This window comes from Paramicrobacterium humi, assembly GCF_900105715.1.
GTDB lineage: Bacteria > Actinomycetota > Actinomycetes > Actinomycetales > Microbacteriaceae > Paramicrobacterium > Paramicrobacterium humi.
In genome coordinates this window covers 833,226-857,670 of record NZ_FNRY01000001.1, presented here as the reverse complement: position 1 = coordinate 857,670, position 24,445 = coordinate 833,226, and the positions used below count along the sequence as shown (strand labels likewise).

Here is a 24,445-nt window from a genome sequence, read left to right as displayed (position 1 = left end):
GGTCACTTTCGACAGGGCGTGCGGGTGTCGTGTGACCGTCGACGGATGCTGCCGGGCAGCGTGCTTCAGAGCGAGCGCAGCGTCAGGCGACGGCCGGGACGCCGGCACCCGGTGCTCGCGGCTGCGGCTTGCCCGCGGCATCCGGAGCGCTCTGCGAAAGAAGTCGGGCGATGTCGCGCGGGGGGACGATGCGCTCGGGCGGGCGTGCGCCGAAGACGAGGGCCGCGAGAACGAGGCTCGTGCGCGCGTAGACGAGAACGGCGCCGCCGGCGAGGCCGATCGCGGCGAGGAGCGCGAACTGCCAGAGCGTGTGCTGGCTTGCGGACAGCTCGAACGCCGCGGTGAGGAACCGCGTGAGAATCTCGAGGTACTGCAGCACGGCGGCAGACTACCACCCGGGACTGCGAGCAGGCTCAGCCGCCGGTGACCTCGCGGCGCATGCGACGGCCGTACTGCACATTGTAGGCGGTGACGAGGCCGATCATGAGGGCGAGGCAGAGCCAGGCCACGACGCTCGGCAGCAGTTCGCCCTGGAAGCTCACCCACATGAGGAACTGGACGAGCATGCGGTTCGCTGTGAGGCCGCTGCCGGCGTCGGGGGCGACGAAGTACATTCCCACACCGAATCCGAGCGCAGCGGGAAGGATCAGAGCACCGCACACGAGCTCTCCGCGGGAGGCGAGGCCGCCCGAGAAGCGTTCGATGGAGGCTGCGGAGCCCTTGCGCATCGAGACGGCGACCGCGAGAACCGGCAGCACGATGATGAGGAAGACGACGCCGGCCCCGAGCGCCACGGCGATCAGGGCGAGCAGCACGAACAGCCCGATGATCTGGTAGATCGAGGAGAAGTCGTCGTCGAAGCCTGCAGTGGGAGTGCCGGGCGGGGTCACGATGAGCATGGCGACCGCGACCACGACGATGGGACCGAGGAGAAGGTAGGGCAGGGAGGGCGGCGTCGAGGTCAGGGCGTCGCCGAGATCTCGTGCGCCCCGGTTGCGGACGATGAGCATCGCGACCATCTGGACGGTCGAGGCGATGATAAGTCCGATCCAGTAGATGAGGGTGAACGCCGCATAATCCTGCGGTGTGGAGACGACGAAGGCGAGCCAGCTCCAGATGCCGAGCACGCAGCTGAGCGCGAACACTGAGATCTCGAGCATGCCGAGCCGTCCGACAGCGGCGCGCACCTTGTCGGACGCGCTCGCGGGGCGCTTGGGCTGTGACGTCTTCTTAGTCATTCTGCTTCCACGATACGGGGCATGCGAAGAGGGTGTGCGGCAAGCCTCGCTCGCCGCACACCCTCCGAAGTCTGCTGTGCCGATCAGCGGGCGTTCGACGCGTCCCACTCTTCAGCGGACTGGGCCATGTTGCGCAGCGCGCCGGTCATCTGCGTGATGCCGTCCACGGCCTGGTTCATGCTCGAGTTGAGCTTGTTGTAGCCCTCGCCAAAGGCGGGGGATGCCTTCTGGGTGACGAAGTTGCTGCCGAGGAGCGAGTTGACCTCGCTCTGCAGCTTCGTGAGCAGACCCTTGATCTCGCCCTGGCCGCCATCAAGCTTGGTGGCGGTCGACCGCATGGACTCCGGAGTGAGGCTGATGTCGTTCATTGTCAGACGACCTTTCTCTGTTGTTGTGCGGACCCGCGCTAGCGGCTCCCCTGCCGTACGGTATTCAGGCTATCGACGGGCCGATTTGAGGTCGATGGGGACTAGTCCCCAGTGCCGTCGTCGCCAAAGACGCAGCTCTCCATGAGAGCCGCGAGGTCGTCGATGGCGAGCGTGCCGTAGTCGAGGTCGGGAGTGGCGGCGTCGATCATCACAACGAAACCGGCCTTCTGCCCGATGAAGCTGACGTGCATGATGAGCCGACCGGAGCTCTCGTCCTTCGTATAACGAACGACTCGGGTGACCTGGCCGAACGCCTCGGAGCCGAGTTCGTCGACGATGGGCGGCCGTACGGCGTCGGCGTCGTAAGCGCCTCCCAGCTCGGAGAGACTCTGCTGTTCAAGCAGCACGCCGGGACCGAGATAGACCTTGGCAATGAGCGGCATCTTGAAGGGATCGCTCATGTACCAGAACATGTCGTATAGCCCTTCCCAGGGCTCGGCGGGGATGCTGCGGGCGTAGGCGACGAGCGAGTCGCGGATCGCCGCCGGGTCCGTTGTGCCGACCGAGTAGGCGTCGGCGACGGCATCCGCCCAGTCGTCCTTGTTCGCGTACGGCCCGAACGGATACTCCAGAGGAACAGGCGTCCACAGCATCGCGTCGTGGTTGACGTCAAGCGTTATCATCATGAACCCAGATCAGTGACTGCATCATCGCGTCGAAGATGAGCACGAGTATCTCTCGGTACTCGTCAGCGATCCCCTCGTGCTGCAGCACGTTGTACGTGAAAAGGATGCCGGATCCCTGCTGCGGCTCGGGCATCGGGAACAGGTAGAAGACATTCTCGGCGTCCAGGCCGGACAGCTCATCCTTGCCGTGGCTCGGAGCCGACCAGCGGTAGGCGGTGCCGACGGGAACGTCGACGGACTCGACCTCCCGGCCGTGTGTCAAGTGCGCGAGTGCGCCGTCCACGCCAGCGGGTCCGAGCGCGACTCGCATCGACGTCAGCGACGCGGGGATGGGAGCGTCTCGATCGTTGCCCTGCGGGATGAAGATATCGATGCCGCCGGAATCGCGAAGTGACTTCACCGCTCGGTACGTGCTTGCGCGAACTTGCGCGAGGAGCTCGCTGTTCCCTGACTGCTCGAGCACGCGAGAGATGTGCGCGAGCAGGCGTTCCGCCGTTCCACGCCCGACGGGAAACTGCTGCCATCCGGGCGGAAGCACGATCTCGTACGCGGTGATCTCCCGCCGTTCGCCCACAGCCGCCTCACGCGACGTCATCGTGTCGACGCGTAGGGGTTGTCAGTTGCGACGGCGTCCACCTTGTAGCCGGGATCCACGAGACGTTCCTTGAGATCCGTGTTCGTGGGCGCTGGATCGCTTGTCATCCAGCCATGCACCTGCTCGATCTTGCCTTCGATCGTGTTCGCCCTCTTGACCGCGTACTCGACCCCGGTGGCGACGGAGCCTTCCGACTTGATCACCTGCTGCGCCGCGTTGATGGGAGCGGCGTGGGCGCGGATGTGCGGGCTCAGCTCCTGAACGATCGCTGCCTGTCGCGTCTCGAACAGCCAGCCGCCGTGCTTCATCGTGTTCCACACGTCGCGAGCGCGCGAGGCGTTCGTGCCCCGTTCGATCGTCGAGTTGAGTACGTTGACGTGGTGCGGCCGGATCTTTCCGCTGTTGCTCAGCGTGACCTTCTTCAGCGTCTCGGTGTACAGCTTGCGTGCCTTGAGCGCGTTCGTCACCTTGGAGACGAAGCGGATGTTCTTGACGAAGCCGGCGCCGACGTTCTTGAACCGCGTGACCAGGGTCAGGCCCTTTCCAAAGAACTTCCCGAACGGGATCAGGCTGACGGCGCTGAGTATTGCGTCGCCCCAGCCCTTCTTGCCCGTGACGGCGAGCGTCGCATTGATGATCAGCGTCACCGCCGTGATCGCCGTCGCGACGGCGAACAGCACGAGGGCGAGGGGGCCCGTGGCGAACAGGGCAACGATCGTGATCGCCAGCGCAATCCAACCGAGGATGTTCTGCAGCCCTTCAAGGAAGCCGGCGAAGTTGTCCCACCAGCTGTCTTTCGCCGGGTTGTTGTCCGCGACGCCCTGAATGCGGCCGCGCGCCGTCTCCGCTGCCGTGTCGAGGTCGCCCTTGGCCTTGTCCCACTTCACCTTGTAATCGTGAAGCTCGCCCTGCAGGCGGTCCCGGGTGGAGTTCGCTGAGGTGACCGCATTGGACTTGCGCTCGATGTCGCGCATGTGGGCTTCCCTCTGCCCGTCATCCGTCGGGAGTGGCGCGTCCACCGCTTGCGTCTGCGCATTCTTCGCGGAGGCGGCGTTGTTCTCGGCCGTCGTGACCGAACCGACGATCGCTGTGGCGCCGTCCGTCGCCGCCTTGGCATCCGTCTGGCTCGTCTGCAGCTGCTGCTGGTACTCGCCGAGCGCCCAGCCGGTGTTGTTGTACAGCTTGCGGGCCTTGGCGAGGGCGTCACGCGCTTCACCGGCGGCGTCACGCAGCTCGTCGATCTTCTGACTCTGCGAGGAGCTGCTCGAGTGAATGTTGCCGAGCATCTCGGTGAGTTTGTCGATCGTCGAGGCGACGTTCTTCATCCGACTGACCTCGTTGCCGAGTTCGGTCGGGTTGCCCGTGAGGTAGGCCATGTGATGGCCGTTCGGCGTGCGAAGGTCAGCCATCAGTGTGCTCCGTTCGGGTTCTCGGGCCCCGGCTGGTTCTCAGGGCTGAGCTCTTCTGCCGTCTTCGTGTCCCACTCGGTCCAATCGTTGATGACCTTCTCGACGGCCTTCCGCATCTTCTCAGCGGCCTCGACGATGCCTTTGCGGTTGTCGTCCCACGAACTCTCGAAATGGTGGACTGCGCCTTTGAGGTCTGGCTCCGGATCGCCGATCAACGTGTTGATGTATCCGGTGATCTTTTTGATGTTCGACATTTCCTCGTGCACGAACTTGAGCCCGGACTCGATGTCCTTGAGCTCTTCGAGGTCGATGATCAGTGTGCTGTACCCCATGAGCCTCTTCCCTTCGACGACATCTTCGACGGTACCGATCGCTTGACCTCGGTGAAATGGGGAGCCCTCCCCATTCGTCAGTCCGCGAGCGGCAAGTGCACCTTCTTGACGGATGCCCCCGCAACGGCGAACCCGCGGCCGGGAGGGGATTCGTTGCGGCTGATGCGCGGGAACGGCACCTTGAACACCGAATCACCGTCATACGTGTCGGGCATGAGCACGATACCCTTTCGCGCTGCCTTGACCTCAGCGACGAGACCCCAGCCGGCCGAGAGGGCGCTGACATCGCCGTCGGTGAGGAGAGTGTGATCGCTGCGGTTCACGGCCTTCACGAGCTCGGTCATGGCGGAGTCGGCGGCGCCGCCCTGGAATTCGGCGACGGCGTCGACGACGATCACGAGCGGATTCGTGACTTCCTCGTCGTTCACGAGCGTCGTGAGCTCCCCGGCGAGCTCCATCGCAGCCTCGGGGTTGAGTGCGGACTCCACCCACGGCATCGCATCCCTGAGGGCCGAGCGTCGGCTGCCGAAGAAGAACGGCTTCGCCGCCGGGTTCGCACGCAGGAGCGACTGAGTGAGGGCCAGTACGGCGTTTGTCTTCCCGCTCGCCGGCGGGCCGGCGACGAGGAAGGTGCCGTATGGTTCGAAGCCGACGGGTGCGAGCGTCTCGTCCGCGACGCCGAGCACCGGCTGCGAGCCGACCGTCGCCGGGAGCTCCGCGAGAGCGATCTCGCGCGGCAGCTGACCGACGGCCGGTGCAGGCGCGCGGCCGAGGGCGCGGATCTGTGCGGAGATCTCCTCGAGCGCCTTCGACTGCTCGGACACGTTGGCGGTTCCGCCGGGAACCGCGATCTGCGCCTCGTAGCCGTCGATGATCGCCCGGCCCGGGGCAGAGCCGGCGTCGAGGATGTCCTTCGCAACATCGAACATGAGGTAACCGGTCTCGTCGGCGAGGCGGAGCACGATGCGCCGCTGGATGTTCGAGCTCACGGCGGTCGGCACGGACATCGCGCGGTCGGCAGTGAAGATCACGTGGACACCGAGCGGGCGCCCTTCGCCGAGGAACTGCACGAGCATGTTGTAGTACGCCGACCGGCCGAGGCCCGTGTCGTAGTCGTCCTTGAACGCCGGAAAGCCGTCGAGCACGAGAAGGATCCGAGGCTCGTCCGGCCGGTTCGCGATCTGGCGGTACTCGACGATGTTGCTCGCATTGCAGTCGGAGTAGCGCCTCGAACGATCGTCGATCGTCTCCCGAATCGTGGACAGCAGCCTTGTCACGCGCTCGTGATCGTCGCCGGTCACGACCGATCCGACATGCGGCAGCGATTCCAGCATGCGCAGACCGCCGGTGCCGAAGTCGAGCCCGTACACGTGGACGGGACCGCCCGTGCGGTTCAGCCCGGCGGCGACGGCGAGGCTCCGCAGCGCTGCGCTCTTGCCGGACCCGGAGGTGCCGAAGATCGCGAGATGTCCGTCGCGATCGGGAACGAACGTCGCGGTCTGCTGCTCCTGGAGCTCCGGCCGGTCGACCATGGCGAAGGCGATCTCGCTGTCGCTGGCCTGGTCGAGCGAGAGGATCTCGATCGTCGTCTCCAGCTCATCGAGCCACGGACGCCGGGGAGCCGGGATCCGGGCGATATCGGACCCGGAGATCATCGTCTGCACGAGGCGGGTCTGATCGTTCGGGCCGAGGTCGGCGTGCTCGATGTCGGGGTCGCCGACGGTCTCGACCTCCCAGCGCACCTCGGCGCCGAACCGCAGCTCCGAGACGAGCACCGTCACCGGCTCGGGCTCGCTGCTGGTCCACCCGCCGGCGTAGCCCGACTGGAACGGGATGAGCCGCCCGGGACCGGTCTTGGCGATGCCGCGGCCAGGGATCGACGGGTCGAATCCCCCCGCGACCTTGTCGCCGACGACGTCGGTGCTGTCGTTCTCGTCGGCCATGCGCAGCGCCACTCGGAGGTTCGTGTTCGCCCGCAGGTTGTCCTTGATCACTCCGGCCGGTCGCTGCGTCGCCATGATGAGATGGATGCCGAGCGAGCGCCCGCGCTGAGCGATGTCGACGACGCCGTCGACGAATTCGGGCACTTCACCGGCGAGCGCGGCGAACTCGTCGATGACAAGCACGAGCGCGGGCGGGCACTCGGGGTCGCCGCGCTTCTCGAGCTCGAGGAGATCCTTTGCCTTCTTGCGGTTGAGCAGGTGCTCGCGGTGGTGCAGCTCCGCGCGCAGGCTCGTGAGCGCCCGGCGCACGAGGTGCGGGCTCAGGTCGGTGACGAGGCCGACGCAGTGCGGCAGGTTGACACATTCGGCGAACGCCGAGCCGCCTTTGTAGTCGACGAAGAGGAAGGTCACACGATCGGGGCTGTACTCCGCGGCCATGCCGAGCACCCACGCCTGCAGGAACTCCGACTTTCCCGAACCCGTCGTGCCTCCCACGAGGGCGTGGGGTCCCTGGGTGCGCAGGTCGAGGTGCATCGCGTCGGGCGAGCCTTGGCCGATGAGCGCACGGAGCGTTCCGGCGCGCTTGCGGGCCACCGGCGGCGCGCCGCTGCGGTCGTGCACCGAATTGTTCTGCATCCATCGTTCGACGACGGCTGACGGATCCGACGCCAGATCCTCACCGAGCAGGGTCACGAGCGAGACCGTGCGCGGCAGGTCGCTCGAGTCGGCGACGACGGCGCTCGCGTCGACGACCGGTGAGAGCCGCTTCGCGAGCACACTGGCGTACTCGGCCGAGACGCCCTCGATGCGCACGCCCTCGATCCGCTGGGCCGTGCGCACGAATCCGACGACGGCGTCCTCGAGGCTGTCGTGCACCTCGACGAACGTGCGGCACGAGGCGGGAATCGCCTCGACGGTCGGCGCCATCCAGATCGGATAGATGCGCGCGTCGGCCGCCCGCTCGACCACTTGCACGAGGCGAGCGCGGTCGACGGGCGCGTTGTTGTCGACGAACACGATGAGAGCGGCATCCGGAACACCCTTCGCATTCCGGTCGCCGTCCCCGCCGATCTTTCCGCCGCGGTGCGAAGCGGCCTTCGCCGGCGACTGCGCCCCGCGCATCGTGCGGTCCTTCTCCTCGACGCGCATCGCGATGAGTTCTTCGAGCGAGTTCAGGATGCTGGTGCCCGTCGTCGCGCTGTCGGCGAGGTGCACGCCCTCGAGCGGGCTGTGCGGCGACGCGGTGTGCGGCAGCCACTTCATCCAGTCGAACTCCGGCGTCGACGCGGGGCTGAGGATCGCGGCGAAGGCGACCTCGGCGGGGGAGTGCAGCCCCGCATACTGCACGGCGAGGGCGCGGGCGGTGTCGGCGACGTTGGTTGGCGTGCCGCAGATGCCGAGCGCTCCGGCGAGGTGCAGGTTCTCGACGACGGGAACGTCGTCGATGAACTCGGTCTTCTCGCGGAGCCTGTCGACCATGCGCGTGTAGGCGGGAAGGCCCCTGCCGGTGTCGTTCTTCGCTATCGTGTTGCGGCTCGGCATGCGGCCGAGGCCGATGCGCACGTCGAGGAAGTTCCAGTGCTCCGGCCGTCTCGTCCAGAGCATGGGCCCGAGCTCGTGCGCCTGCGAGTACACCTCGGCCACTGAGGGCGCCTCGGCCAGGCGCGCCTCGCGTTCGCGGGGCTGCTCGTGCAGGAGCTGCTCCTCGAGCTCCTCGAGCTGCACTTCGAACTCCTCGACCATCTTCTTGAGCCGTTTCTTTCCGCCGCTCTTCTGCCCGAGAACGTTGCCGAGCATCATGAGGGGGGAGAGGAACACGATCGTCAGCACGATCGGGCTGCGCGTGGCCGCGAACATCACGACGCCCATCACGACGGGGGCGAGGATCATGATCCACGAGAACGACGGCGGATCCGATTCGGTCGGGACCTCCGGCACGGGGTAGCTGCGCTCGTTGTAACGCACCTCGACGCGCGGCGAGCGGTTGAAGCGCAGCGAGCCGCCGCGCTCGAGCACATGCTCGCCCGACACGGTTGAGCCGGTGCCGAGAAGCGAGACGCGCAGCTCGCTGTCCCCGAGAACCACGGGTTCGCCGTGCCCGAGTGCCACGCGCGTGACGAGGCCGCCGTCGATGACGATGCCGTTCGCGGAGTTGAGGTCGACGAGCTCGATCGAGCTCTCGTCGATCTCGAGTCGTGCGTGCCGCTTCGACACGAGCGGGTCGGTCAAGTGAACGGTGCTCGCCGGGTCGCGGCCGATTGTGCTGCTGCCGTGCGGCAGCGGCACTTCGAGGCCGGCATCCGGACCCGACTCGACTCGCAGAACCGCGATCGGAGCCGCCGCGCTGCCGCGCGGGCGATACGCCTCGGCGTGCACGACGCGAGCGTCAAAGCCGGAGCCGACGGGCGCCTCACCGATGGGCAGGGCGGGATCGAGCTCGACGAGCGACGCGCCGCCGGGAGGGGCGACGGCGAGAGTCAGGCGCTCCGTGGGCAGTGTCGCGCCCGTGCCGAGCGGGTCGGAGTCGACGATGGCGCGAGCGACGTCGCCGACCGTTGCCGTCGCGTCGGCGGTGACGACGATGTCGGCACTCGGGTTGGCAGAGCGCGCGAGGGTGAGCTTGAGCTTCACGATTCCACTCTCGGGTCGGGGGATCCGGCGACCCGGAACCAGCGGTCGCCGAGCTGAACGATGTCGTTCCAGCGCGCGGTCACCGTCGCGCCGGGCTCGACGGCCGTCACGGTGCCGTCGATCGTGCGCAGCGAGGTGCCGTTCGTCGACTGCCGGTCGGTGATGGCGAGGCCGCCGTCGACGACGGTGAAGTCGATGTGGGTCTTCGAGAGCGATCGGGACTCGTCGTGCACGGCGACGACGCTGTCGACGCGCGTCGCCTGGCGCGGGCTCGGGTCCCGGCCGAGGATGCCGCGACCGCGGACCTCGTGCGTGCTGCCGTCGTCGAGAACGAGGAGCGCCGTGAGCGCAGGCGCGGGCGCCGAAGCGACCGGCTGCGGTGACGGTGGGAGCGGCGGAGGGACGGGAACCGGTGGCACCGATGCCGTTGCGGACCCGGGAACCGCTGGCGGGGGAGTCGGGGCCGGGCCTTCAGCCGGTGTCACGCCTGCCGGAGCGCCGACGACGCCCGCGCGGGAGCGAGTGGCGAGAAGGAACGGCGCACTGTCGGCGCTTCCGCTCGCCAGCGACGGCAGCCGTGTCGCCTCCGCGACAGGTTCGGCCTCGACGGCCCGGCGCGCGTGGCGCAGCGCCTTCGCGTCGAAGGGGTCGAGACCGTGCCGCACGTCGATCATCCAGTTGCCGCCGATGACATCGAGCCAGCCGCGGCCGCGCGCGGACCACGCCGGCGAGCACAGCAGAACCAGCGCTCCGACGAGTGGCACGATGCTGTTCGCGGCGGCGAGCACGGCGGCGCGTGCAACGATGCGCCAGAACCCGGGCCGGTCGAAGCGGGCGACGTTGACGGAGCGGATGCCGAGCACGCGCTTGCCGATCGTGTAGCCCGTGCGGCCGTGCAGAGCCAGCTGCACCACGACATAGACGGAATACAGCAGCCAGCTGCTCGCCGTCACGATGATGACCGCGAGGATGTCGGCCTGGCCGAAGACCGCCTGCGCGGTGACAGCCTCGCCGACGAACCGCGCGACGAACGGCACGAAAGCTATCAGCGCGGGGAGAAGAAGGAGCAGCCCGAATGCGGCGTCGATCAGGAACGCGAGGCTGCGCCGAACCGGCGGCGCGGGTACGAGACCGAGCCGTTCGGCGTACGCGGGGTCGGGGCGCCCCTCGGAATCGACACCCGGTATCGGCTGCGGCTCCTCGGCCTCCAACGTGACGCTCACACGACCTCCTTCGCACGCCAGCATACGGTCTGGCCAGCGTGGTCACGCATGGGGAGTGCTCCCCGTCTCGCTGGGGATGCGCCGCGCCTACGGCGTGCGACGGCGCAGCGTGATGGAGGCGAGCACGATCGCGCCGACGACCCAGCAGCCGATGAACAGCACCCGCAGCCACACGTAGCCCGCGTCCTCATCACCGGTCGAGACGGCGGTGAGAGCGTCGATCGCGTGCGAGAGCGGCATCCAGTCGCCGATGACCTCGAGCACGTCGGGCAGCTGGTCGCGGGGAAGGAAGATTCCGCCGAGCAGGATCTGCGGGAACACGAAGACCGGCATGAACTGCACCACCTGGAACTCCGTGCGCGCGAACGCGCTCGCCGCGAGCCCGAGCGCCGTGCCGAGCAGGCCGTCGGCGATCGCGACGACGAACAGCAGCCCCGTCGACCCCTCGATCTCGAGCCCGCACACCCACACGGCGTACGCGACGGCGATGGCCGTCTGGATGACGGCGAGCAGCCCGAACGCGAGCGCGTAGCCGAGAATGAAGTCGCCCTTGCCGAGCGGCATCGCAAGCAGCCGCTCGAGCGTGCCGCTGCGGCGTTCGCGCAGGGTCGCGATGCTCGTGACGAGAAACATCACGATGAACGGGAACAGCGCGAGCATGGCCGGCCCGATCACGACGAACACGTCGGTCTCGTCGAAGATCCACGCGACGAGGCCGATCAGCAGGCTCGGCACGATCAGCAGCAGGGCGATCGTCCGCGGGTCGTGACGGATCTGCGTCAGAACGCGCCCCGTCGTGGCGAGGGTGCGCAGCGGGGTCATTGGGCGCCTCCCGCGTGGCGGCCGTGCCGGGGATGGTCGGATGCCGCCGCTTCGGGTGGGGCAGCATCCGAACTCTTCGCGTGTGCCTCGATCACCCGCAAGAACGCCTCCTCGGCATCCCGCGCGCCCGTGGACGCGAGCAGATCCGAAGGCGTCGTGTCCTCGATGATGGCGCCGTCGCGCATGAGCAGCAGCCGGTCGCAGCGCGCGGCTTCGTCCATGACATGGCTCGAGACCAGCAGGGTGGCCCCGTCATCGGCGAGGGAACGGAACAGCGTCCACAGCTCGGCGCGCAGCACGGGGTCGAGGCCGACGGTCGGCTCATCGAGCACGAGCAGCTCCGGGCCGCCGAGCATGGCGATCGCGAGCGACACACGCCCCGCCTGGCCGCCGGACAGCGCCCGGCACAGCTGGTCGCGCTGGCCGGTGAGGTCTGTGCGCTCGATGACCCGGTCGACCTCAGAGGCGGGTGCGCCCTGCACCCGTGCGAAGTAGCGCAGGTTCTGCCGAACGGTGAGATCGTCGTAGATGCTCGCCTGCTGAGTCATGTAGCCGATACGAGGACGAAGGGATGCCGCTCCGGCCGGCTCGCCGAGCGCGGTCACCGTTCCCGAGCGCACCGCCTGCACGCCGACGATGGAGCGCATGAGTGTCGTCTTGCCGCTGCCGCTCGGTCCGAGAAGACCCACGATCGCGCCGCGCGGGATGCGCAAATCGAGGCCGTCGATCACCGTCGCGCGTCCACGCCGAACGACGAGCCTCTCGATCTCGACCGAACTATTCATCATGTGATGAATTAAACGCCCTGCGGGCACCGACCGTCAAGAGTCGGCGCGGAATGTGCCGTCGAAGTGCGCCTGCAGCACAGGGGCGATGCGGGCGATGAGTGCATCGAGCGGCAACGTCGCAAGAGGCTCGACGCCGAGGACGTAACGCATCATGAGCACTCCCGCCATCTGGCTCATCGCGAGCTCCGCACGCACACGCGCCTCTCCCGCCTCGATGCCCGGATCGGTGCGCAGTCGCTTCGCAAGTGCCTCGACGAGTTCGCGCAGCAGGAACTGCCGGATGAGCGACGAGCCCGCCGTGCTCCCCAGGGCCGTGCGCATCATCGTCACGGCGATCGGTCGAAGATTCGGCTTGTCCCACGCGCTGAACACCGCGCGGGCCAGAGACTCGCCCAGTCCCGACCTCGGAGCATCCATTGCCGCGCTCACGATGCGATCGGGTCGAACGGGCACATCGATCACTTCGGCGAACAGCCCCGCCTTGCTCTCGAAGTAGTGGTGCACGAGCGCGGAGTCCACCTCCGCGCGACGGGCGATGCCGCGGATCGACGCGGCGTCGTAGCCCTTCTCCGCGAACTCGGCGGCCGCGGCATCCGCGATGCGCGCGCGGGCGTCGCCCGTCGCGCCCTTGCGCGGGCGCCCTCGCCGCCGCGGCCTGTTGCCGATCTCGTCCACGGTGTCAGCCTACGGCGCGACGCGGCGGGCGGGTTGTAGGGCGTGCACAACGAGCGCGGGCGGCGCCCAGCGGCATCCGTCACGCCGATCACAAGCGGGGTGGCCGCGCGCTCCCCGGCGACGTAGGCTCACGGCATACCGGAACCCGACGCTGGGAGGAACAGCAATGACGCTCGACGGCACTTCAGCACTCGTGACGGGAGGGGCGTCTGGCCTCGGCAATGCGACGGCGCGGCGTCTGGCCTCTCGCGGCATCCGTGTCGTGATCGTCGACCTGCCGTCGTCGGAGGGTGAGAAGGCGGCCGGCGAGATCGACGGGAAGTTCGTCGCGGCCGACGTGACCGACCCCGGGCAGGTGCAGGCGGCCGTCGATGCCGCCGTCGAGCTCGGCACGCTGCGCACGGTTGTGAACTGCGCCGGAATCGCGCCCCCGGCGAAGGTGCTCGGCAAGCAAGGGCCGCTGCCGCTCGAGGACTTCGCACGCATCATCAATGTCAACCTGATCGGCACGTTCAACGTGATCCGGCTCGCCGCCGCCGCGATGTCGCAGGCGCAGCCGAACGACGACGGCTCGCGCGGCGTCATCGTGAACACGGCGTCGGTCGCCGCGTTCGATGGCCAGATCGGGCAACCGGCCTATGCCGCATCGAAGGGCGGCGTGCACTCGATGACGCTGCCGATCGCCCGCGAGCTCGCCCGCTACGGCATCCGCGTGGTGACGATCGCGCCCGGCATCATGGAGACGCCCATGCTCGCCGCGCTGCCGCCGGAAGCGCAGGAGTCGCTCGGTCAGCAAGTGCCGTTCCCGCCACGCCTCGGTCGGCCGAGCGAGTACGCGCGTCTCGTCGAGCACATCGTCGACAACGGCTACCTCAACGGCGAGACCATCCGCCTCGACGGCGCCATCCGCATGGCGCCCAAGTAAGCCGGCCGCGCCTCGACTCAAGGGAGAACCATGTCTGACAGCATCCTGTTCGAGGTGTCCGGCGGCCTCGGCCACCTCACCCTCAACCGGTCCGCGCGCCTCAACGCCATCGATGCGGACGCCGCTCACCGGTGGCGCGACCTCGCGCGCGAGATCGTGGCGCGTGACGACGTGAAGGCTGTTCTGATGGATGCCGCCGGCCCGGCGTTCTGCGCGGGCGGCGACGTCGCCGCGATGGCGACGATGGGCGCGGCGGGCGACGCGATTACCGAGTTCGCGGACGTCATCCACGAGGGCCACAGGCTCCTCGCCGAGACGCCGAAGCCGATCGTCGCGGCCGTGCACGGCGTCGTCGCAGGCGGCGGCCTCGGCTTCATGCTGACGGCCGACTACGTCGTGGCCGGCGATGCCGCTCGCTTCGTGTCGAAGTACGCCGACATCGGCCTCACCCCGGACTGCGGCGTCAGCACGCTCCTGCCCGAAGCGGTCGGCACGCGCCGCGCTCTCGAGCTCACGCTCACCCCTCGCACGCTCAGCGCGGCCGAGGCTCTGGACTGGGGACTCGTGAACGAGGTCGTGCCGAGTGCGGAGCTCACCGCGCGGGCCCGTGAGATCGCGAAGCACTGGCTCGCCGGAGCGACCGCCGCCTTCGGGCAGGCGAAGCGGCTCATTCGCGCGCACCGCAGCTATGCAGAGGCGCTCGACGACGAGGCCCGCACGATCGGCGCCGCCTTCGACACTCCCGAATCCCGGCAGCGCGTCGCCGCGTTCGCCGCCCGCTGACCCGAATCCCGAAGGAGCCCCGATGGCCACGACCGATGCGCCGCTCACTGGAAAGACGATCATTATGTCGGGAGGCAGCCGCGGCATCGGCCTCGCGATCGCGCTGCGCGCCGCCCGCGACGGCGCGAACGTGGCGCTGCTCGCGAAGACGGACAAGCCCCACCCGAAGCTCGAGGGCACCATCCACACCGCCGCGCAGCAGATCGAGGATGCCGGCGGGCGCGCCATCGCCGTCGTCGGCGACGTGCGCAACGACGACGACATCGTGCGCGCGGTCACCGAGACGGTCGGCGAGTTCGGCGGCATCGACATCGTCGTGAACAACGCAAGCGTCATCGATCTCTCACGAACGCTCGACCTCGAGCCCAAACGCTACGACCTCATGCAGGACGTCAACGTGCGCGGCACCTTCATGCTCTCGCGTGCCGCACTCCCGCATCTGCGCGAGGCGGCGAACCCGCACATCCTCTCTCTGTCGCCGCCGCTCAACCTCGACCCGAAGTGGCTCGGAGCCCACACCGGGTACACGCTCGCAAAGTACGGCATGAGCCTCGCCACACTCGGGCTCGCTGCCGAGTTCGGGCGCGACGGCGTCGCCGCCAACACCCTGTGGCCGCGCACGACCATCAAGACCGCCGCCGTCGGGAACATCCTCGGCGGGGATAAGATGCTCGCGCGCAGCCGCACTCCCGAGATCTACGCGGATGCCGCCTACGAGGTGCTCACCAAGCCCGCGCGTGAGTTCACGGGACGCTCGCTCATCGTCGAGGACGTCCTCGACGACGCCGGCGTGACCGACCTGTCACAGTACTCGCCGGGCGTCGACGAGAGCGAGCTGTTCCCCGACATCTTCCTGTGACGGCGGGAGGCGGCATCCGACTACGTCAGACCGCTGACTTGTCACGGGATGCCGCCGGGCGGCGTGAGGGGCTGAGCCGATAGCGTTGGCGGCAGAAGGAGAGCACAAGAATGACCGACGAACCGCCACTGCTGGTGCGGGTTGAGAACGGCGTGGGACACCTCACGCTCAACCGGCCGCGCGCCATCAACGCCGTCACACACCGCATGATCACCGGCATCCGCGACGCCCTCGGCCAATGGCGCGTCGACCCGCGCGTGCACGCGGTGCTCATCGACGGCGCGGGGGAGCGCGGACTGTCCGCAGGCGGTGACATCCGGCAACTGCGTGAGAACAAGCTCGCCGACCGCGCGAACGACACCCGCGACTTCTGGCGGGACGAGTACACCCTGTGCGCCGTGATCGCGAACTATCCGAAGCCGTTCATCGCCCTCATGGACGGCGTGACGATGGGCGGTGGCGTCGGCGTCTCGGCGCACGGCAGCATCCGTATCGTCACCGAGCGCTCGAAGGTCGCGATGCCCGAGACGCGCATCGGCCTCGCTCCCGACGTCGGCGGCTCGTGGCTGCTCGCCCGCGCGCCGGGGGAACTCGGCACCTACTTGGGACTGAATGCGGCGACCATGACGGCGGCCGACGCGATTCTGTGCGGCTTCGCTGACCACTTCGTGCCGAGCGAACGCCTCGAGGACTTCCGCTCCGCGGTGCTTGCAGGCGAGGACCCGGCTGAGACGGTCGCACGATTCTCGGCCGATCCCGGCCCTGCGCCTCTCGAGACCGAGCGCGAGTGGATCGACGCCTGCTATTCCGCCGCATCCGTCCCCGAGATCCTCAGCCGGCTGCGCGCTCACGGAAGCGATGCGGCGCGCGCGGCGGCCGCGGAGCTTCTCGTGCTCTCTCCGACGAGCGTCGTCACGACGCTTGCGGCGATCCGCCGTGCCCGGGAGCGCGACTCGTTCCGCGAGCTTCTCGATCAGGAGTACCGGGTGTCGTCGTGGCTGCTCGACCAGCCCGATCTCGTCGAGGGAATTCGCGCCCGCGTTGTCGACAAAGACAACCAGCCGCGCTGGAACCCCGCGTCGATCGACGACGTGGACCCACGCGAAGTCGCTCGCGTCGTCGGCTGAGTCGTTACTTCAGGAGCCGCGAGAGCACGCGGTCGGCGAGAACCTTGCCGCCAGTCTGGCACGTCGGGCAGTACTGGAACGTGGAGTCGGTGTAGATCACCTGTCGGATCGTGTCCCCGCACACCGGGCAGGGTTCGCCGAACCGGCCGTGCACGCGCAGACTCGACTTCTTCTCACGCTTGAGGTCCGCCGCGGCGAGACCATCGGCGCGCGTCACCGCGTCCATCAATGTCGACCGGATGGCGTCGTACAGCAGCGCCGCCTCCTCGAGCGTCATCGTCGCAGGCTTGAACGGCGACATGCGGGCGGCATGGAGGATCTCATCCGAATAAGCATTTCCGATTCCGGCGATGAGCGCCTGATTTCGCAGCACTCCCTTGATCTGGGCGCGCCCTGCTCCCGCCAGAATGTGCGTGAACACGTCGAGTGTGAACTCATCGTCGAGCGGGTCGGGTCCGAGCCGCGCGATGCCCGGAACCTCGCCTGGATCTGCCACGAGATAAACCGCGAGGCTCTTCTTCGTTCCGGCCTCGGTGATGTCGAGACCGGACCCGGGAGCGACGTCTTCGCCGCCGGCGAGAACGAGCCGCGCCGCGAGCGGCCCCTTCCCAGGCCTCGCCGGAGTGGTCGGCGCACCGGCCCGCCACTTGATCCATCCGGCGCGCGCGAGGTGGATGATCAGATGGTCGCCGCCGATGTCGAAATCGAGGAATTTGCCGTGCCTGCTGACGTCGTCGACACTCTTCCCGCTGAGCGCGGTCGGAGAAATGGCGACGGTCTTGAGAGCCGACACAGCGAGCACGTCGAAGCGCTCGACGATCTGGCCGACGAGCCGGCGTCTCAGGTCGGCGACGAGCGCATGAACCTCCGGCAGCTCGGGCACGGCATCAGTATGGCTCATCCCAGCGACATCGCTCAACGGCCGCGCGATGCGCCTGACGCGGCAGATGAACCTGGCCGGTAAGCGTGGCACACTCGACACAAAGCCGTTGCCGAGGGAGGACAGCATGACCGATCCGGATGCCGCAGAGCTCACGTTGCTTCCCGATGACTGGCAGCGCGGCCTCGTGCTGATGGCACATCCCGACGATCCGGAGTACGGCGTCGCAGCGGCCGTCGCCTGCTGGACGGCAGCAGGAAAGGACGTTCGCTACGTCCTCGCCACGCGCGGCGAGGCGGGCATCGCCGGGCTCCCTCCCGCCGAATCGGCACGTGTGCGCGAGCAGGAGCAGCGCCGCGCGATCACGCACGTCGGCGTCAGCGAGCTCGAGTTCCTCGACCACCGCGACGGACAGCTCGAATACGGAATCGCGCTGCGCCGTGATCTCGCGGCCGTCATCCGCCGTCACCGGCCCGAGCTCGTCGTCACCATGAACTTCGCCGACACCTGGTTCCCCGGCGCATGGAACAGCGCCGACCATCGCGCCTTCGGACGCGCCGTCATCGACGCCGTCGCGGATGCCGCGAACGAGTGGATCTTCCCCGAGCTCACCGAGCAGGGGCTCGAGCCGTGGGCGGACGTTCGGCGGATCGCCGTCAACGCGCCGACGGGACGGCATGCGGTCGAGGTCTCCGCCGGTGTCGACGCGGCCATCGCGTCGCTCGCCGAGCACGAGCGCTATCTCGCGGCGCTCAGCGACGCTCCCGTGATCGAGCAGGCGCGACGCCAGGTGCAGATGGCCACCGGCGGCGCGGATGCCGAAAGGCCCGTCGTGCGCTTCGACGTGTACGGGTAGGGCGGGCTCCGGATCAGTCGGTTCGCGCGACCTGGAGGAAATCGCCGATGGTCTCGGACTCGGAGTTCTCCTTCACTGGCACGTCAGAGAGCATCACGCGAACGTCGTGCGAGATGCCGGCCACGGGGAGGCGTCCGCTGCAAACAGCCGCTCCCTCCTCGCCCGGCGGGACGATCATGACGCACGAATCCTCGCCCGAACTGTCCTTCTTCTTCGCGGCGAAGTACTCGTACCCCTCGGAATCGGCGCCGAGGAGTCGGACGCTCGAGCTGTCGAACTCGTCGCTCGAGAAACCTGCCGGGAGCTCCGCGGTCGCACCGGACGCGAACGGCCCCTCGCTCGACTGGCAGCCGGCCAGCAGCGCGACGGCGAAGGCTCCCATCATCGCGGCCAGTGCCGTACGCGTTCTGCCCGGCATCGTCGCCTCCCCCGTTCCGTTCACCCTGCCAGAGGGCGCGCCGAAAGTGAAGGATTCTCCGGGCTATGTTGGCACATCACCGCTCGCGCAGCAGCCCCAGCTCGCGCACCGCGTCACGCTCGGCCACGAGCTCCGCAACCGACGCGTCGATGCGCTCGCGCGAGAACGCGTCGATGTCGAGGTCCGGAACGATCTTCCAGTCGCCGCCGTTCGACGTCACCGGGAACGACGAGATGAGCCCCTCCGGCACGCCGTACGAACCATCGGAGACAACTGCCGCCGACGTCCACGCGTCCCCTGGTGTGCCGAGCACCCAGTCGCGCACGTGGTCGATGGCCGCGTTCGCTGCGGATGCCGCCGACGATGCGCCGCGCACCTCGATGATCTCGGCGCCCCGCTTCGCCACCCGCGGAATGAACTCGTCACGCACCCACGACTCCTCTACGAGCTCGCGGGCCGGTCGATCCCCGACCGTCGCGTGGCTGAGGTCGGGGTACTGGGTCGCGGAGTGGTTGCCCCAGATCGTGATTCCCGACACCGACCCGACAGTGGCGTCCGTCTCGTTGGCGAGCTGCGCGACGGCGCGATTGTGATCAAGGCGGGTCAGCGCCGTGAACCGCTCGGCCGGCACGCCCTCGGCATGCGAGGCCGCGATGAGGGCGTTCGTATTCGCGGGGTTGCCCACGACGACGACACGGGCATCGGATGCTGCGTTCGCGGCGATCGCCGCTCCCTGCGGGCCGAAGATGCCCCCGTTGGCCTGGAGCAGATCGGCGCGCTCCATGCCCGCTCCCCGGGGTCGGGCGCCGACGAGCATCGCCACGTTCGCGTCCTCGAATGCGACGTCGACGTCGTCGGTGACCTCGACATCGGCGAGCAGCGGGAACGCGCAGTCCTCGAGCTCCATCGCCGTGCCCTCCGCCGCCCGAACGGCCTGCGGGATTTCAAGCAGGCGCAGGCGCACCGGGGTGTCGTGACCGAACATCTGGCCGGAGGCGATGCGGAACAGGAGGGCGTAACCGATCTGTCCGGCGGCGCCGGTGACGGTCACAGTGAGGGGTCTCGTCATGCTGCTCACACTACGCGGCCTCGTCGCACGAGGGCAGTGTCATGTGCCGCCGCTCCCTCGCGCAACGGCGCGTGTATACAACGATGAGACCGATGCTGCAGAAGGAGGATGCATTGCATGACGGGAGACGGCTAATGTATACATAGACCGGATCGGGAGGTGACATGCGCGCAAGCGACAGGGTGTACCGGGCCCTCCGTGAGGAGATCCTCGACGGCCGCCTCGAGCCCGGTGCGACACTCGCCGAGGTCGAGCAGGCCGGCCGCTTCGGAGTCTCGCGCACACCGGTGCGGGAGGCGTTCGGCCGCCTCACCGCCGACGGGCTCGTCGCGGCGGCATCCGCTCGCGCCCTCGTCGTCACCGAAGTGTCTGAGCACGACGTCATCGCCCTCTACGAGCTGCGCGAGGCCCTCGAAGTGCAGGCCGCGCGCCTTGCCGCCGCACGTCGAGACCGCCCGGTCTTCGCCGACTTGCACGAGCGCTTCCGCGACGCCGCAGCCCTCGTGGACGCGGGCGAGAGCGGCATCCGTCGCTATTACGAACTCGTCACCGAGCTGGATGCCGCGATCGACGAGGCCGCCGACAACGGCTACCTCGCCCAAGCGCTGCGGAGCGTGCGGCTGCACTCGGCGCGCATCCGGCGCAGCGCGCGCCACAACCCGCAGCGGCTGCGCGCTGCAGCGGCCGAGCACCTGCTCATCGTTGCGGCGATTCGCGACGGCGATGTCGCGCTCGCCGGCCACGCCACGCACGTGCACTTGAACCTCAGCCGAGCCACCGTGCTCGCCACTCACGGTGACGACCGCGTCGCCTCCTGACCCGCCCGACGAAAGGGAACCCTCATGAAGACACACCACCTGCGCACGCACCGCAGCGACGAGAACCTGCCGCGCACCGGCCAGCTCGCCTGGGCGATCGCCGAGGTGGCCGCCGACGAGGTCGAGGTCGGCGACGACGTCACCGAGATGGTGATCAATCGCGTCATCGACAACGCGGCGGTCGCCGCGGCATCCCTCACGCGTGCCCCCGTCGCGGCCGCGCGCGCTCAGGCGCTCGCGCACCCGGTGTCGGTCGGCGGCGACGGCTCGACCGTGTTCGGCCGGGAGCCCGGCCGACGCGTCAGCCCCGAGTGGGCGACCTGGGCGAACGGCGTCGCCGTGCGCGAGCTCGACTACCACGACACCTTCCTCGCGGCCGAGTACTCGCACCCGGGCGACAACATCCCCGCCATGATCGCGGTCGGGCAGCACGTGGGCAGCACCGGTCGGGACATCGTGCGCGGCATCGCGACCGGCTACGAGATCCAGATCGACCTCGCGAAGGCGATCAGCCTGCACGCCCACAAGATCGACCACGTCGCGCACCTCGGGCCGTCGATCGCCGCCGGCCTCGGCACGCTGCTGCACCTCGATCGCGAGGTGATCTTCCAGGCGATCGGGCAGGCGCTGCACACGACAACGGCGACGCGGCAGTCGCGCAAGGGGCAGATCTCCACGTGGAAGGCGCACGCCCCGGCGTTCGCCGGCAAGATGGCGGTCGAGGCCGTCGACCGGGCGATGCGCGGGCAGACCTCGCCCGAGCCGATCTGGGAGGGCGAGGACGGCGTGATCGCGTGGCTTCTCGATGGTCCCGATGCCTCGTACGAGGTGCCGCTGCCCGAGCCGGGCGAGGCGAAGCGCGCGATCCTCGACAGCTACACGAAGGAGCACTCGGCCGAGTACCAGGCGCAGGCGTGGATCGACCTCGCCCGCAAGCTGCACAACGAGCACCCCGAGCTGCTTGAGCCGCACGCGATCCGCAGCGTCGTCATCCACACCTCGCACCACACGCACTTCGTGATCGGCTCGGGCGCGAACGACCCGCAGAAGTATGACCCCACCGCGTCGCGGGAGACCCTCGACCACTCGATCCCGTACATCTTCACCGTCGCGCTGCAGGACGGCAGCTGGCACCACGTCGACTCCTACGCGCCCGAGCGCGCCGGCCGCCCCGACACCGTCGAGCTGTGGAAGCGCGTCACGACCGAGGAAGACCCCGAGTGGACGCGCCGCTACCACTCCCTCGACCCGAACGAGAAGGCGTTCGGCGGCCGGGTCGAGATCGCGCTCGCCGACGGCCGCACGATCGTCGACGAGATCGCCGTCGCCGACGCGCACCCGCTCGGCGCACGGCCGTTCGCGCGCGAGAACTACATTCAGAAGTTCCGCACCCTCGCCGAGCCCGTGCTCGCGGCATCCGAGATCGACCGCTTTCTCGAGGTCGCACAGCGCCTCCCCGAGCTCACGGGGGAGGAGCTCGGCGGGCTCACGTTCGCCGCCGAACCGGGCGTGCTGGCCGCGATTCCAACCTCGAAGGGACTGTTCTGATGCTGTATTCGACGACGGATGCCGCGAGCAAGCGCGCCGCGTTCCGCGAACGCCTCGCGACCGGGGAGCTGCTGCGCCTCCCCGGCGCGTTCAACCCGCTCTCGGCCCGCCTGATCGAGCGGAAGGGCTTCGACGGCGTCTACATCTCCGGCGCGGTGCTGAGCGCCGACCTCGGTCTTCCCGACATCGGCCTCACGACTCTCACCGAGGTCGCGGCGCGCGCCGGGCAGATCGCGCGCATGACCGAGCTGCCGGCCATCGTCGACGCGGACACCGGTTTCGGTGAGCCCATGAACGTGGCACGCACGATTCAGGAACTCGAGAACGCGGGGCTCTCCGGAACCCACATCGAAGACCAGGTGAACCCCAAGCGCTGCGGGCACCTCGACGGCAAGCAGGTCGTCGACGAGGACACCGCGGTCAAGCGCATCCGCGCCGCCGCCGACGCGAGACGCGACCCGAACTTCCTCATCATGGCGCGCACCGACATCCGCGCCGTCGAGGGAATGGGCGCCGCCGCCGACCGCGCCCGCGCGCTCGTCGACGCGGGCGCCGACGCGATCTTCCCCGAGGCCATGCGCGACCTCGCCGAGTTCGAGGCGATACGCGCGGCGGTCGACGTGCCGATCCTCGCCAACATGACCGAGTTCGGCAAGAGCGAGCTGTTCACGACGCAGCAGCTCGCCTCCGTCGGCGTCAACATCGTCATCTGGCCCGTGTCGCTGCTGCGCATGGCCATGGGCGCCGCCGGGCGGGCGCTCGACACGCTCACCGACGAAGGCTCGCTCACCTCGCAGCTCGGCCAGATGCAGCACCGCGCCGACCTCTACGACCTGATCGACTACGAGTCCTACAACCACTTCGACAGTTCCGTTTTCAACTTCACCGTCACGAAGTAGAGTGCACGGAGTACGGCACAGCAAAGGAGCACGATGACCGACACCGACATCAAGAAGGGCCTCGCCGGAGTCGTCGCGGACTACACCGCGATCTCGAAGGTCAACCCCGAGACGAACTCGCTGCTGTATCGCGGGTACCCGGTGCAGGAGCTCGCGGCATCCTGCAGCTTCGAACAGGTCGCCTACCTGCTCTGGTACGGCGAGCTGCCCTCGGACTCGGAGCTCGACGCGTTCACGAAGGAGGAGCGCTCGCAGCGCGCCCTTGACGACAACGTCAAGCAGGCCATCGACCTGTGCCCGACGACGTGTCACCCCATGGACGTCGTGCGCACGGCCGTGAGCGTCATCGGGGCGAACGACCCGAACGCCGAGGACTCCTCGCCCGACGTCAACCTCGACAAGGCGCTCACGCTCTATGCGAAGCTGCCCGCGATCGTCGCCTACGACCAGCGCCGCCGCCACAACAGGGAGCTCATCGACCCGCGCGACGACCTCGGCTACTCCGCGAACTTCCTCTGGATGGTCTTCGGCGAAGAGGCGCACGAGATCGTCGAGAACGCGTTCAATGTGTCGATGATCCTCTACGCCGAGCACTCCTTCAACGCCTCCACGTTCACCGCGCGCGTGATCACCTCGACGCTGTCCGACCTCTACTCGGCCGTCACGGGCGCGGTCGGCGCGCTCAAGGGCCCCTTGCACGGCGGCGCGAACGAGGCCGTCATGCACGCCTTCGACGAGATCAAGACGGCGGATGCCGCCGAGCAGTGGCTCGACGACGCCCTCGCCGAGAAGCGGAAGATCATGGGCTTCGGGCACCGCGTCTACAAGAACGGCGACTCGCGCGTGCCGACGATGAAGAAGGCGCTCGACGATCTCGTCGAGTACTACGACCGGAAGGACATGCTCGAGCTGTACGAGGCGCTCGAGACGGCGATGGCGGATCGCAAGAGCATCAAGCCGAACCTCGACTACCCGTCCGGCCCCGCCTACAACCTCATGGGCTTCGACACGGCGACGTTCACGCCGATCTTCGTCGCGGCGCGCGTTGTCGGCTGGACGGCGCACATCGCCGAGCAGCTCGCGAACAATGCGCTCATCCGCCCGCTTTCGGAGTACAACGGCCGCGACGAACGGCACCTTGAGGGCTGATCAGCGAGCGAGCCGGCCTTATTCGACGGGCGCGTAGAGCGCAAAGCGCGTGCCCTGGTCGTCCGCGCACTCGACCCAGCGACCGTGCTCGGATGACCCTCCCGGCTCCTCTGCCGTGCCGCCGCGCGAGCGAATGCGCTCGATCGCGACGTCGATGTCGTCGGGCTCGAACGCGAGCGAATTGTCCGCGTGAGCGGAACGGAGCGGTCCGATGCCGCCCTGCGGATTCGAGCCGAGAACGTGGTATCCGCCCCCTGAGCCCTTCTCGCTGAACGACCAGTCGAAGACCTCTCGGTAGAAGTCCGCTGCCTTGTCCACATCGGCGACCCGCAACACCCAGTAGCTGACGCTCGCGGTCATGCTGCACCTCCTTGTGAGCTTGCGAGCACGATACGTCACGGGCG

The 24,445-nt window shown here is 68.4% G+C and carries 25 protein-coding genes; 9 read left to right on the top strand and 16 right to left on the bottom strand.

All coding sequences use genetic code 11. The annotated features are described in order from the left end of the window. Nucleotides 1-82: 82 nt before the first annotated feature. The 12 genes from BLV49_RS04330 to BLV49_RS04275 all read right to left on the bottom strand — a co-directional run bounded on the left by BLV49_RS04330 (nucleotide 83) and on the right by BLV49_RS04275 (nucleotide 12,710). The gene (locus BLV49_RS04330) at nucleotides 83-379 is read right to left on the bottom strand and encodes a DUF6412 domain-containing protein (RefSeq protein ID WP_091180337.1); all 297 of its coding nucleotides are present in this window, start codon (nucleotides 377-379) and stop codon (nucleotides 83-85) included. Nucleotides 380-413: 34 nt separating this feature from the next. Then, complete coding sequence (locus BLV49_RS04325; RefSeq protein ID WP_091180334.1) at nucleotides 414-1,238, bottom strand: hypothetical protein; 825 nt, start codon at nucleotides 1,236-1,238, stop codon at nucleotides 414-416. A gap of 83 nt (nucleotides 1,239-1,321) precedes the next feature. Continuing rightward, the gene (locus BLV49_RS04320) at nucleotides 1,322-1,606 is read right to left on the bottom strand and encodes a WXG100 family type VII secretion target (protein ID WP_091180331.1); all 285 of its coding nucleotides are present in this window, start codon (nucleotides 1,604-1,606) and stop codon (nucleotides 1,322-1,324) included. Between the two features lie 101 nt (nucleotides 1,607-1,707). Next, on the bottom strand, nucleotides 1,708-2,292 hold the full coding sequence (locus tag BLV49_RS04315; RefSeq protein WP_143033949.1) for a hypothetical protein: 585 nt from the start codon (nucleotides 2,290-2,292) through the stop codon (nucleotides 1,708-1,710). Continuing rightward, nucleotides 2,276-2,887 carry a hypothetical protein gene (locus BLV49_RS04310; RefSeq protein WP_091180322.1) on the bottom strand — a complete coding sequence of 204 codons (612 nt, stop codon included), beginning with the start codon at nucleotides 2,885-2,887 and terminating at the stop codon, nucleotides 2,276-2,278. Before BLV49_RS04310 ends, BLV49_RS04315 begins: the two co-directional genes overlap by 17 nt. After that, entirely contained in the window at nucleotides 2,884-4,296 is a 1,413-nt protein-coding gene (locus BLV49_RS04305) for a hypothetical protein (protein WP_091180318.1), read from the bottom strand. Before BLV49_RS04305 ends, BLV49_RS04310 begins: the two co-directional genes overlap by 4 nt. Next, on the bottom strand, nucleotides 4,296-4,628 hold the full coding sequence (locus tag BLV49_RS04300; protein WP_091180315.1) for a ferritin family protein: 333 nt from the start codon (nucleotides 4,626-4,628) through the stop codon (nucleotides 4,296-4,298). Before BLV49_RS04300 ends, BLV49_RS04305 begins: the two co-directional genes overlap by 1 nt. 77 nt (nucleotides 4,629-4,705) lie before the next feature. Next, a complete protein-coding gene (locus tag BLV49_RS04295; protein ID WP_091180311.1) occupies nucleotides 4,706-9,202 on the bottom strand; it encodes a type VII secretion EssC family protein in 4,497 nt (1,498 codons plus the stop codon). After that, nucleotides 9,199-10,425 (bottom strand): RDD family protein, encoded by a 1,227-nt coding sequence (locus tag BLV49_RS04290; protein WP_176980711.1) that lies wholly within the window; start codon nucleotides 10,423-10,425, stop codon nucleotides 9,199-9,201. The genes BLV49_RS04295 and BLV49_RS04290 overlap by 4 nt, the downstream gene beginning before the upstream one ends. 87 nt (nucleotides 10,426-10,512) lie before the next feature. Continuing rightward, nucleotides 10,513-11,247 (bottom strand): ABC transporter permease, encoded by a 735-nt coding sequence (locus BLV49_RS04285; RefSeq protein ID WP_091180303.1) that lies wholly within the window; start codon nucleotides 11,245-11,247, stop codon nucleotides 10,513-10,515. Further along, the gene (locus tag BLV49_RS04280; RefSeq protein WP_218132592.1) at nucleotides 11,244-12,035 is read right to left on the bottom strand and encodes an ABC transporter ATP-binding protein; all 792 of its coding nucleotides are present in this window, start codon (nucleotides 12,033-12,035) and stop codon (nucleotides 11,244-11,246) included. The genes BLV49_RS04285 and BLV49_RS04280 overlap by 4 nt, the downstream gene beginning before the upstream one ends. A 33-nt stretch (nucleotides 12,036-12,068) precedes the next feature. Continuing rightward, nucleotides 12,069-12,710 (bottom strand): TetR/AcrR family transcriptional regulator, encoded by a 642-nt coding sequence (locus BLV49_RS04275; protein ID WP_245723532.1) that lies wholly within the window; start codon nucleotides 12,708-12,710, stop codon nucleotides 12,069-12,071. Nucleotides 12,711-12,876: 166 nt separating this feature from the next. Between BLV49_RS04275 and BLV49_RS04270 the strand changes: the two genes are divergently transcribed. The 4 genes from BLV49_RS04270 to BLV49_RS04255 all read left to right on the top strand — a co-directional run bounded on the left by BLV49_RS04270 (nucleotide 12,877) and on the right by BLV49_RS04255 (nucleotide 16,404). Further along, nucleotides 12,877-13,635, top strand: coding sequence for a 3-hydroxyacyl-CoA dehydrogenase (locus BLV49_RS04270; protein ID WP_091180299.1), 759 nt, complete (start codon nucleotides 12,877-12,879; stop codon nucleotides 13,633-13,635). A 30-nt stretch (nucleotides 13,636-13,665) separates the two neighbouring features. Then, on the top strand, nucleotides 13,666-14,418 hold the full coding sequence (locus BLV49_RS04265; RefSeq protein ID WP_091180294.1) for an enoyl-CoA hydratase/isomerase family protein: 753 nt from the start codon (nucleotides 13,666-13,668) through the stop codon (nucleotides 14,416-14,418). Nucleotides 14,419-14,440: 22 nt separating this feature from the next. Beyond that, a complete protein-coding gene (locus BLV49_RS04260) occupies nucleotides 14,441-15,277 on the top strand; it encodes an SDR family oxidoreductase (RefSeq protein WP_091180291.1) in 837 nt (278 codons plus the stop codon). Nucleotides 15,278-15,387: 110 nt separating this feature from the next. Further along, nucleotides 15,388-16,404: an enoyl-CoA hydratase/isomerase family protein gene (locus BLV49_RS04255; RefSeq protein WP_091180288.1), complete on the top strand. Its 1,017-nt coding sequence runs from the start codon at nucleotides 15,388-15,390 to the stop codon at nucleotides 16,402-16,404. 4 nt (nucleotides 16,405-16,408) lie between these two features. On the opposite strand, the gene BLV49_RS04250 is transcribed toward BLV49_RS04255, so the two are convergent. Next, nucleotides 16,409-17,287, bottom strand: a complete 879-nt coding sequence (locus BLV49_RS04250; RefSeq protein WP_091180284.1) for an Fpg/Nei family DNA glycosylase — start codon at nucleotides 17,285-17,287, stop codon at nucleotides 16,409-16,411. Nucleotides 17,288-17,411: 124 nt separating this feature from the next. Here BLV49_RS04250 and BLV49_RS04245 point away from each other — a divergent pair, with 124 nt between their 5' ends. Next, entirely contained in the window at nucleotides 17,412-18,140 is a 729-nt protein-coding gene (locus BLV49_RS04245) for a PIG-L deacetylase family protein (RefSeq protein WP_091180281.1), read from the top strand. A gap of 13 nt (nucleotides 18,141-18,153) precedes the next feature. Here BLV49_RS04245 and BLV49_RS04240 read toward each other — a convergent pair whose 3' ends face one another. After that, the gene (locus tag BLV49_RS04240) at nucleotides 18,154-18,558 is read right to left on the bottom strand and encodes a hypothetical protein (protein ID WP_143033948.1); all 405 of its coding nucleotides are present in this window, start codon (nucleotides 18,556-18,558) and stop codon (nucleotides 18,154-18,156) included. 76 nt (nucleotides 18,559-18,634) lie between these two features. Further along, nucleotides 18,635-19,627 carry a malate dehydrogenase gene (locus BLV49_RS04235; protein WP_091180274.1) on the bottom strand — a complete coding sequence of 331 codons (993 nt, stop codon included), beginning with the start codon at nucleotides 19,625-19,627 and terminating at the stop codon, nucleotides 18,635-18,637. Between the two features lie 164 nt (nucleotides 19,628-19,791). Here BLV49_RS04235 and BLV49_RS04230 point away from each other — a divergent pair, with 164 nt between their 5' ends. The 4 genes from BLV49_RS04230 to BLV49_RS04215 are packed head-to-tail and all read left to right on the top strand — an operon-like array spanning nucleotide 19,792 to nucleotide 24,041. Continuing rightward, nucleotides 19,792-20,445, top strand: a complete 654-nt coding sequence (locus tag BLV49_RS04230; RefSeq protein WP_091180271.1) for a GntR family transcriptional regulator — start codon at nucleotides 19,792-19,794, stop codon at nucleotides 20,443-20,445. 24 nt (nucleotides 20,446-20,469) lie between these two features. After that, nucleotides 20,470-21,993 carry an MmgE/PrpD family protein gene (locus BLV49_RS04225; protein WP_091180268.1) on the top strand — a complete coding sequence of 508 codons (1,524 nt, stop codon included), beginning with the start codon at nucleotides 20,470-20,472 and terminating at the stop codon, nucleotides 21,991-21,993. Further along, a complete protein-coding gene (gene prpB / locus BLV49_RS04220) occupies nucleotides 21,993-22,892 on the top strand; it encodes a methylisocitrate lyase (RefSeq protein ID WP_091180266.1) in 900 nt (299 codons plus the stop codon). The genes BLV49_RS04225 and prpB overlap by 1 nt, the downstream gene beginning before the upstream one ends. A gap of 33 nt (nucleotides 22,893-22,925) precedes the next feature. Next, nucleotides 22,926-24,041: a bifunctional 2-methylcitrate synthase/citrate synthase gene (locus BLV49_RS04215; RefSeq protein ID WP_091180263.1), complete on the top strand. Its 1,116-nt coding sequence runs from the start codon at nucleotides 22,926-22,928 to the stop codon at nucleotides 24,039-24,041. Nucleotides 24,042-24,059: 18 nt separating this feature from the next. Here BLV49_RS04215 and BLV49_RS04210 read toward each other — a convergent pair whose 3' ends face one another. Further along, the gene (locus tag BLV49_RS04210) at nucleotides 24,060-24,401 is read right to left on the bottom strand and encodes a VOC family protein (protein ID WP_091180260.1); all 342 of its coding nucleotides are present in this window, start codon (nucleotides 24,399-24,401) and stop codon (nucleotides 24,060-24,062) included. Nucleotides 24,402-24,445: the final 44 nt, after the last annotated feature.

Bases quoted from the DNA above. Each gene is read 5' to 3' on its own strand.
- BLV49_RS04305 (WP_091180318.1), bottom strand. From the start codon at position 4,296: ATGGCTGACCTTCGCACGCCGAACGGCCATCACATGGCCTACCTCACG.
- BLV49_RS04240 (WP_143033948.1), bottom strand. From the start codon at position 18,558: ATGCCGGGCAGAACGCGTACGGCACTGGCCGCGATGATGGGAGCCTTC.
- BLV49_RS04235 (WP_091180274.1), bottom strand. From the start codon at position 19,627: ATGACGAGACCCCTCACTGTGACCGTCACCGGCGCCGCCGGACAGATC.
- BLV49_RS04255 (WP_091180288.1), top strand. From the start codon at position 15,388: ATGACCGACGAACCGCCACTGCTGGTGCGGGTTGAGAACGGCGTGGGA.
- BLV49_RS04260 (WP_091180291.1), top strand. From the start codon at position 14,441: ATGGCCACGACCGATGCGCCGCTCACTGGAAAGACGATCATTATGTCG.
- BLV49_RS04320 (WP_091180331.1), bottom strand. From the start codon at position 1,606: ATGAACGACATCAGCCTCACTCCGGAGTCCATGCGGTCGACCGCCACC.
- BLV49_RS04280 (WP_218132592.1), bottom strand. From the start codon at position 12,035: ATGATGAATAGTTCGGTCGAGATCGAGAGGCTCGTCGTTCGGCGTGGA.
- BLV49_RS04245 (WP_091180281.1), top strand. From the start codon at position 17,412: ATGACCGATCCGGATGCCGCAGAGCTCACGTTGCTTCCCGATGACTGG.
- BLV49_RS04310 (WP_091180322.1), bottom strand. From the start codon at position 2,887: ATGACGTCGCGTGAGGCGGCTGTGGGCGAACGGCGGGAGATCACCGCG.
- BLV49_RS04230 (WP_091180271.1), top strand. From the start codon at position 19,792: ATGCGCGCAAGCGACAGGGTGTACCGGGCCCTCCGTGAGGAGATCCTC.
- BLV49_RS04210 (WP_091180260.1), bottom strand. From the start codon at position 24,401: ATGACCGCGAGCGTCAGCTACTGGGTGTTGCGGGTCGCCGATGTGGAC.
- BLV49_RS04300 (WP_091180315.1), bottom strand. From the start codon at position 4,628: ATGGGGTACAGCACACTGATCATCGACCTCGAAGAGCTCAAGGACATC.
- BLV49_RS04325 (WP_091180334.1), bottom strand. From the start codon at position 1,238: ATGACTAAGAAGACGTCACAGCCCAAGCGCCCCGCGAGCGCGTCCGAC.
- prpB (WP_091180266.1), top strand. From the start codon at position 21,993: ATGCTGTATTCGACGACGGATGCCGCGAGCAAGCGCGCCGCGTTCCGC.
- BLV49_RS04270 (WP_091180299.1), top strand. From the start codon at position 12,877: ATGACGCTCGACGGCACTTCAGCACTCGTGACGGGAGGGGCGTCTGGC.
- BLV49_RS04265 (WP_091180294.1), top strand. From the start codon at position 13,666: ATGTCTGACAGCATCCTGTTCGAGGTGTCCGGCGGCCTCGGCCACCTC.
- BLV49_RS04315 (WP_143033949.1), bottom strand. From the start codon at position 2,292: ATGATGATAACGCTTGACGTCAACCACGACGCGATGCTGTGGACGCCT.
- BLV49_RS04225 (WP_091180268.1), top strand. From the start codon at position 20,470: ATGAAGACACACCACCTGCGCACGCACCGCAGCGACGAGAACCTGCCG.
- BLV49_RS04215 (WP_091180263.1), top strand. From the start codon at position 22,926: ATGACCGACACCGACATCAAGAAGGGCCTCGCCGGAGTCGTCGCGGAC.
- BLV49_RS04285 (WP_091180303.1), bottom strand. From the start codon at position 11,247: ATGACCCCGCTGCGCACCCTCGCCACGACGGGGCGCGTTCTGACGCAG.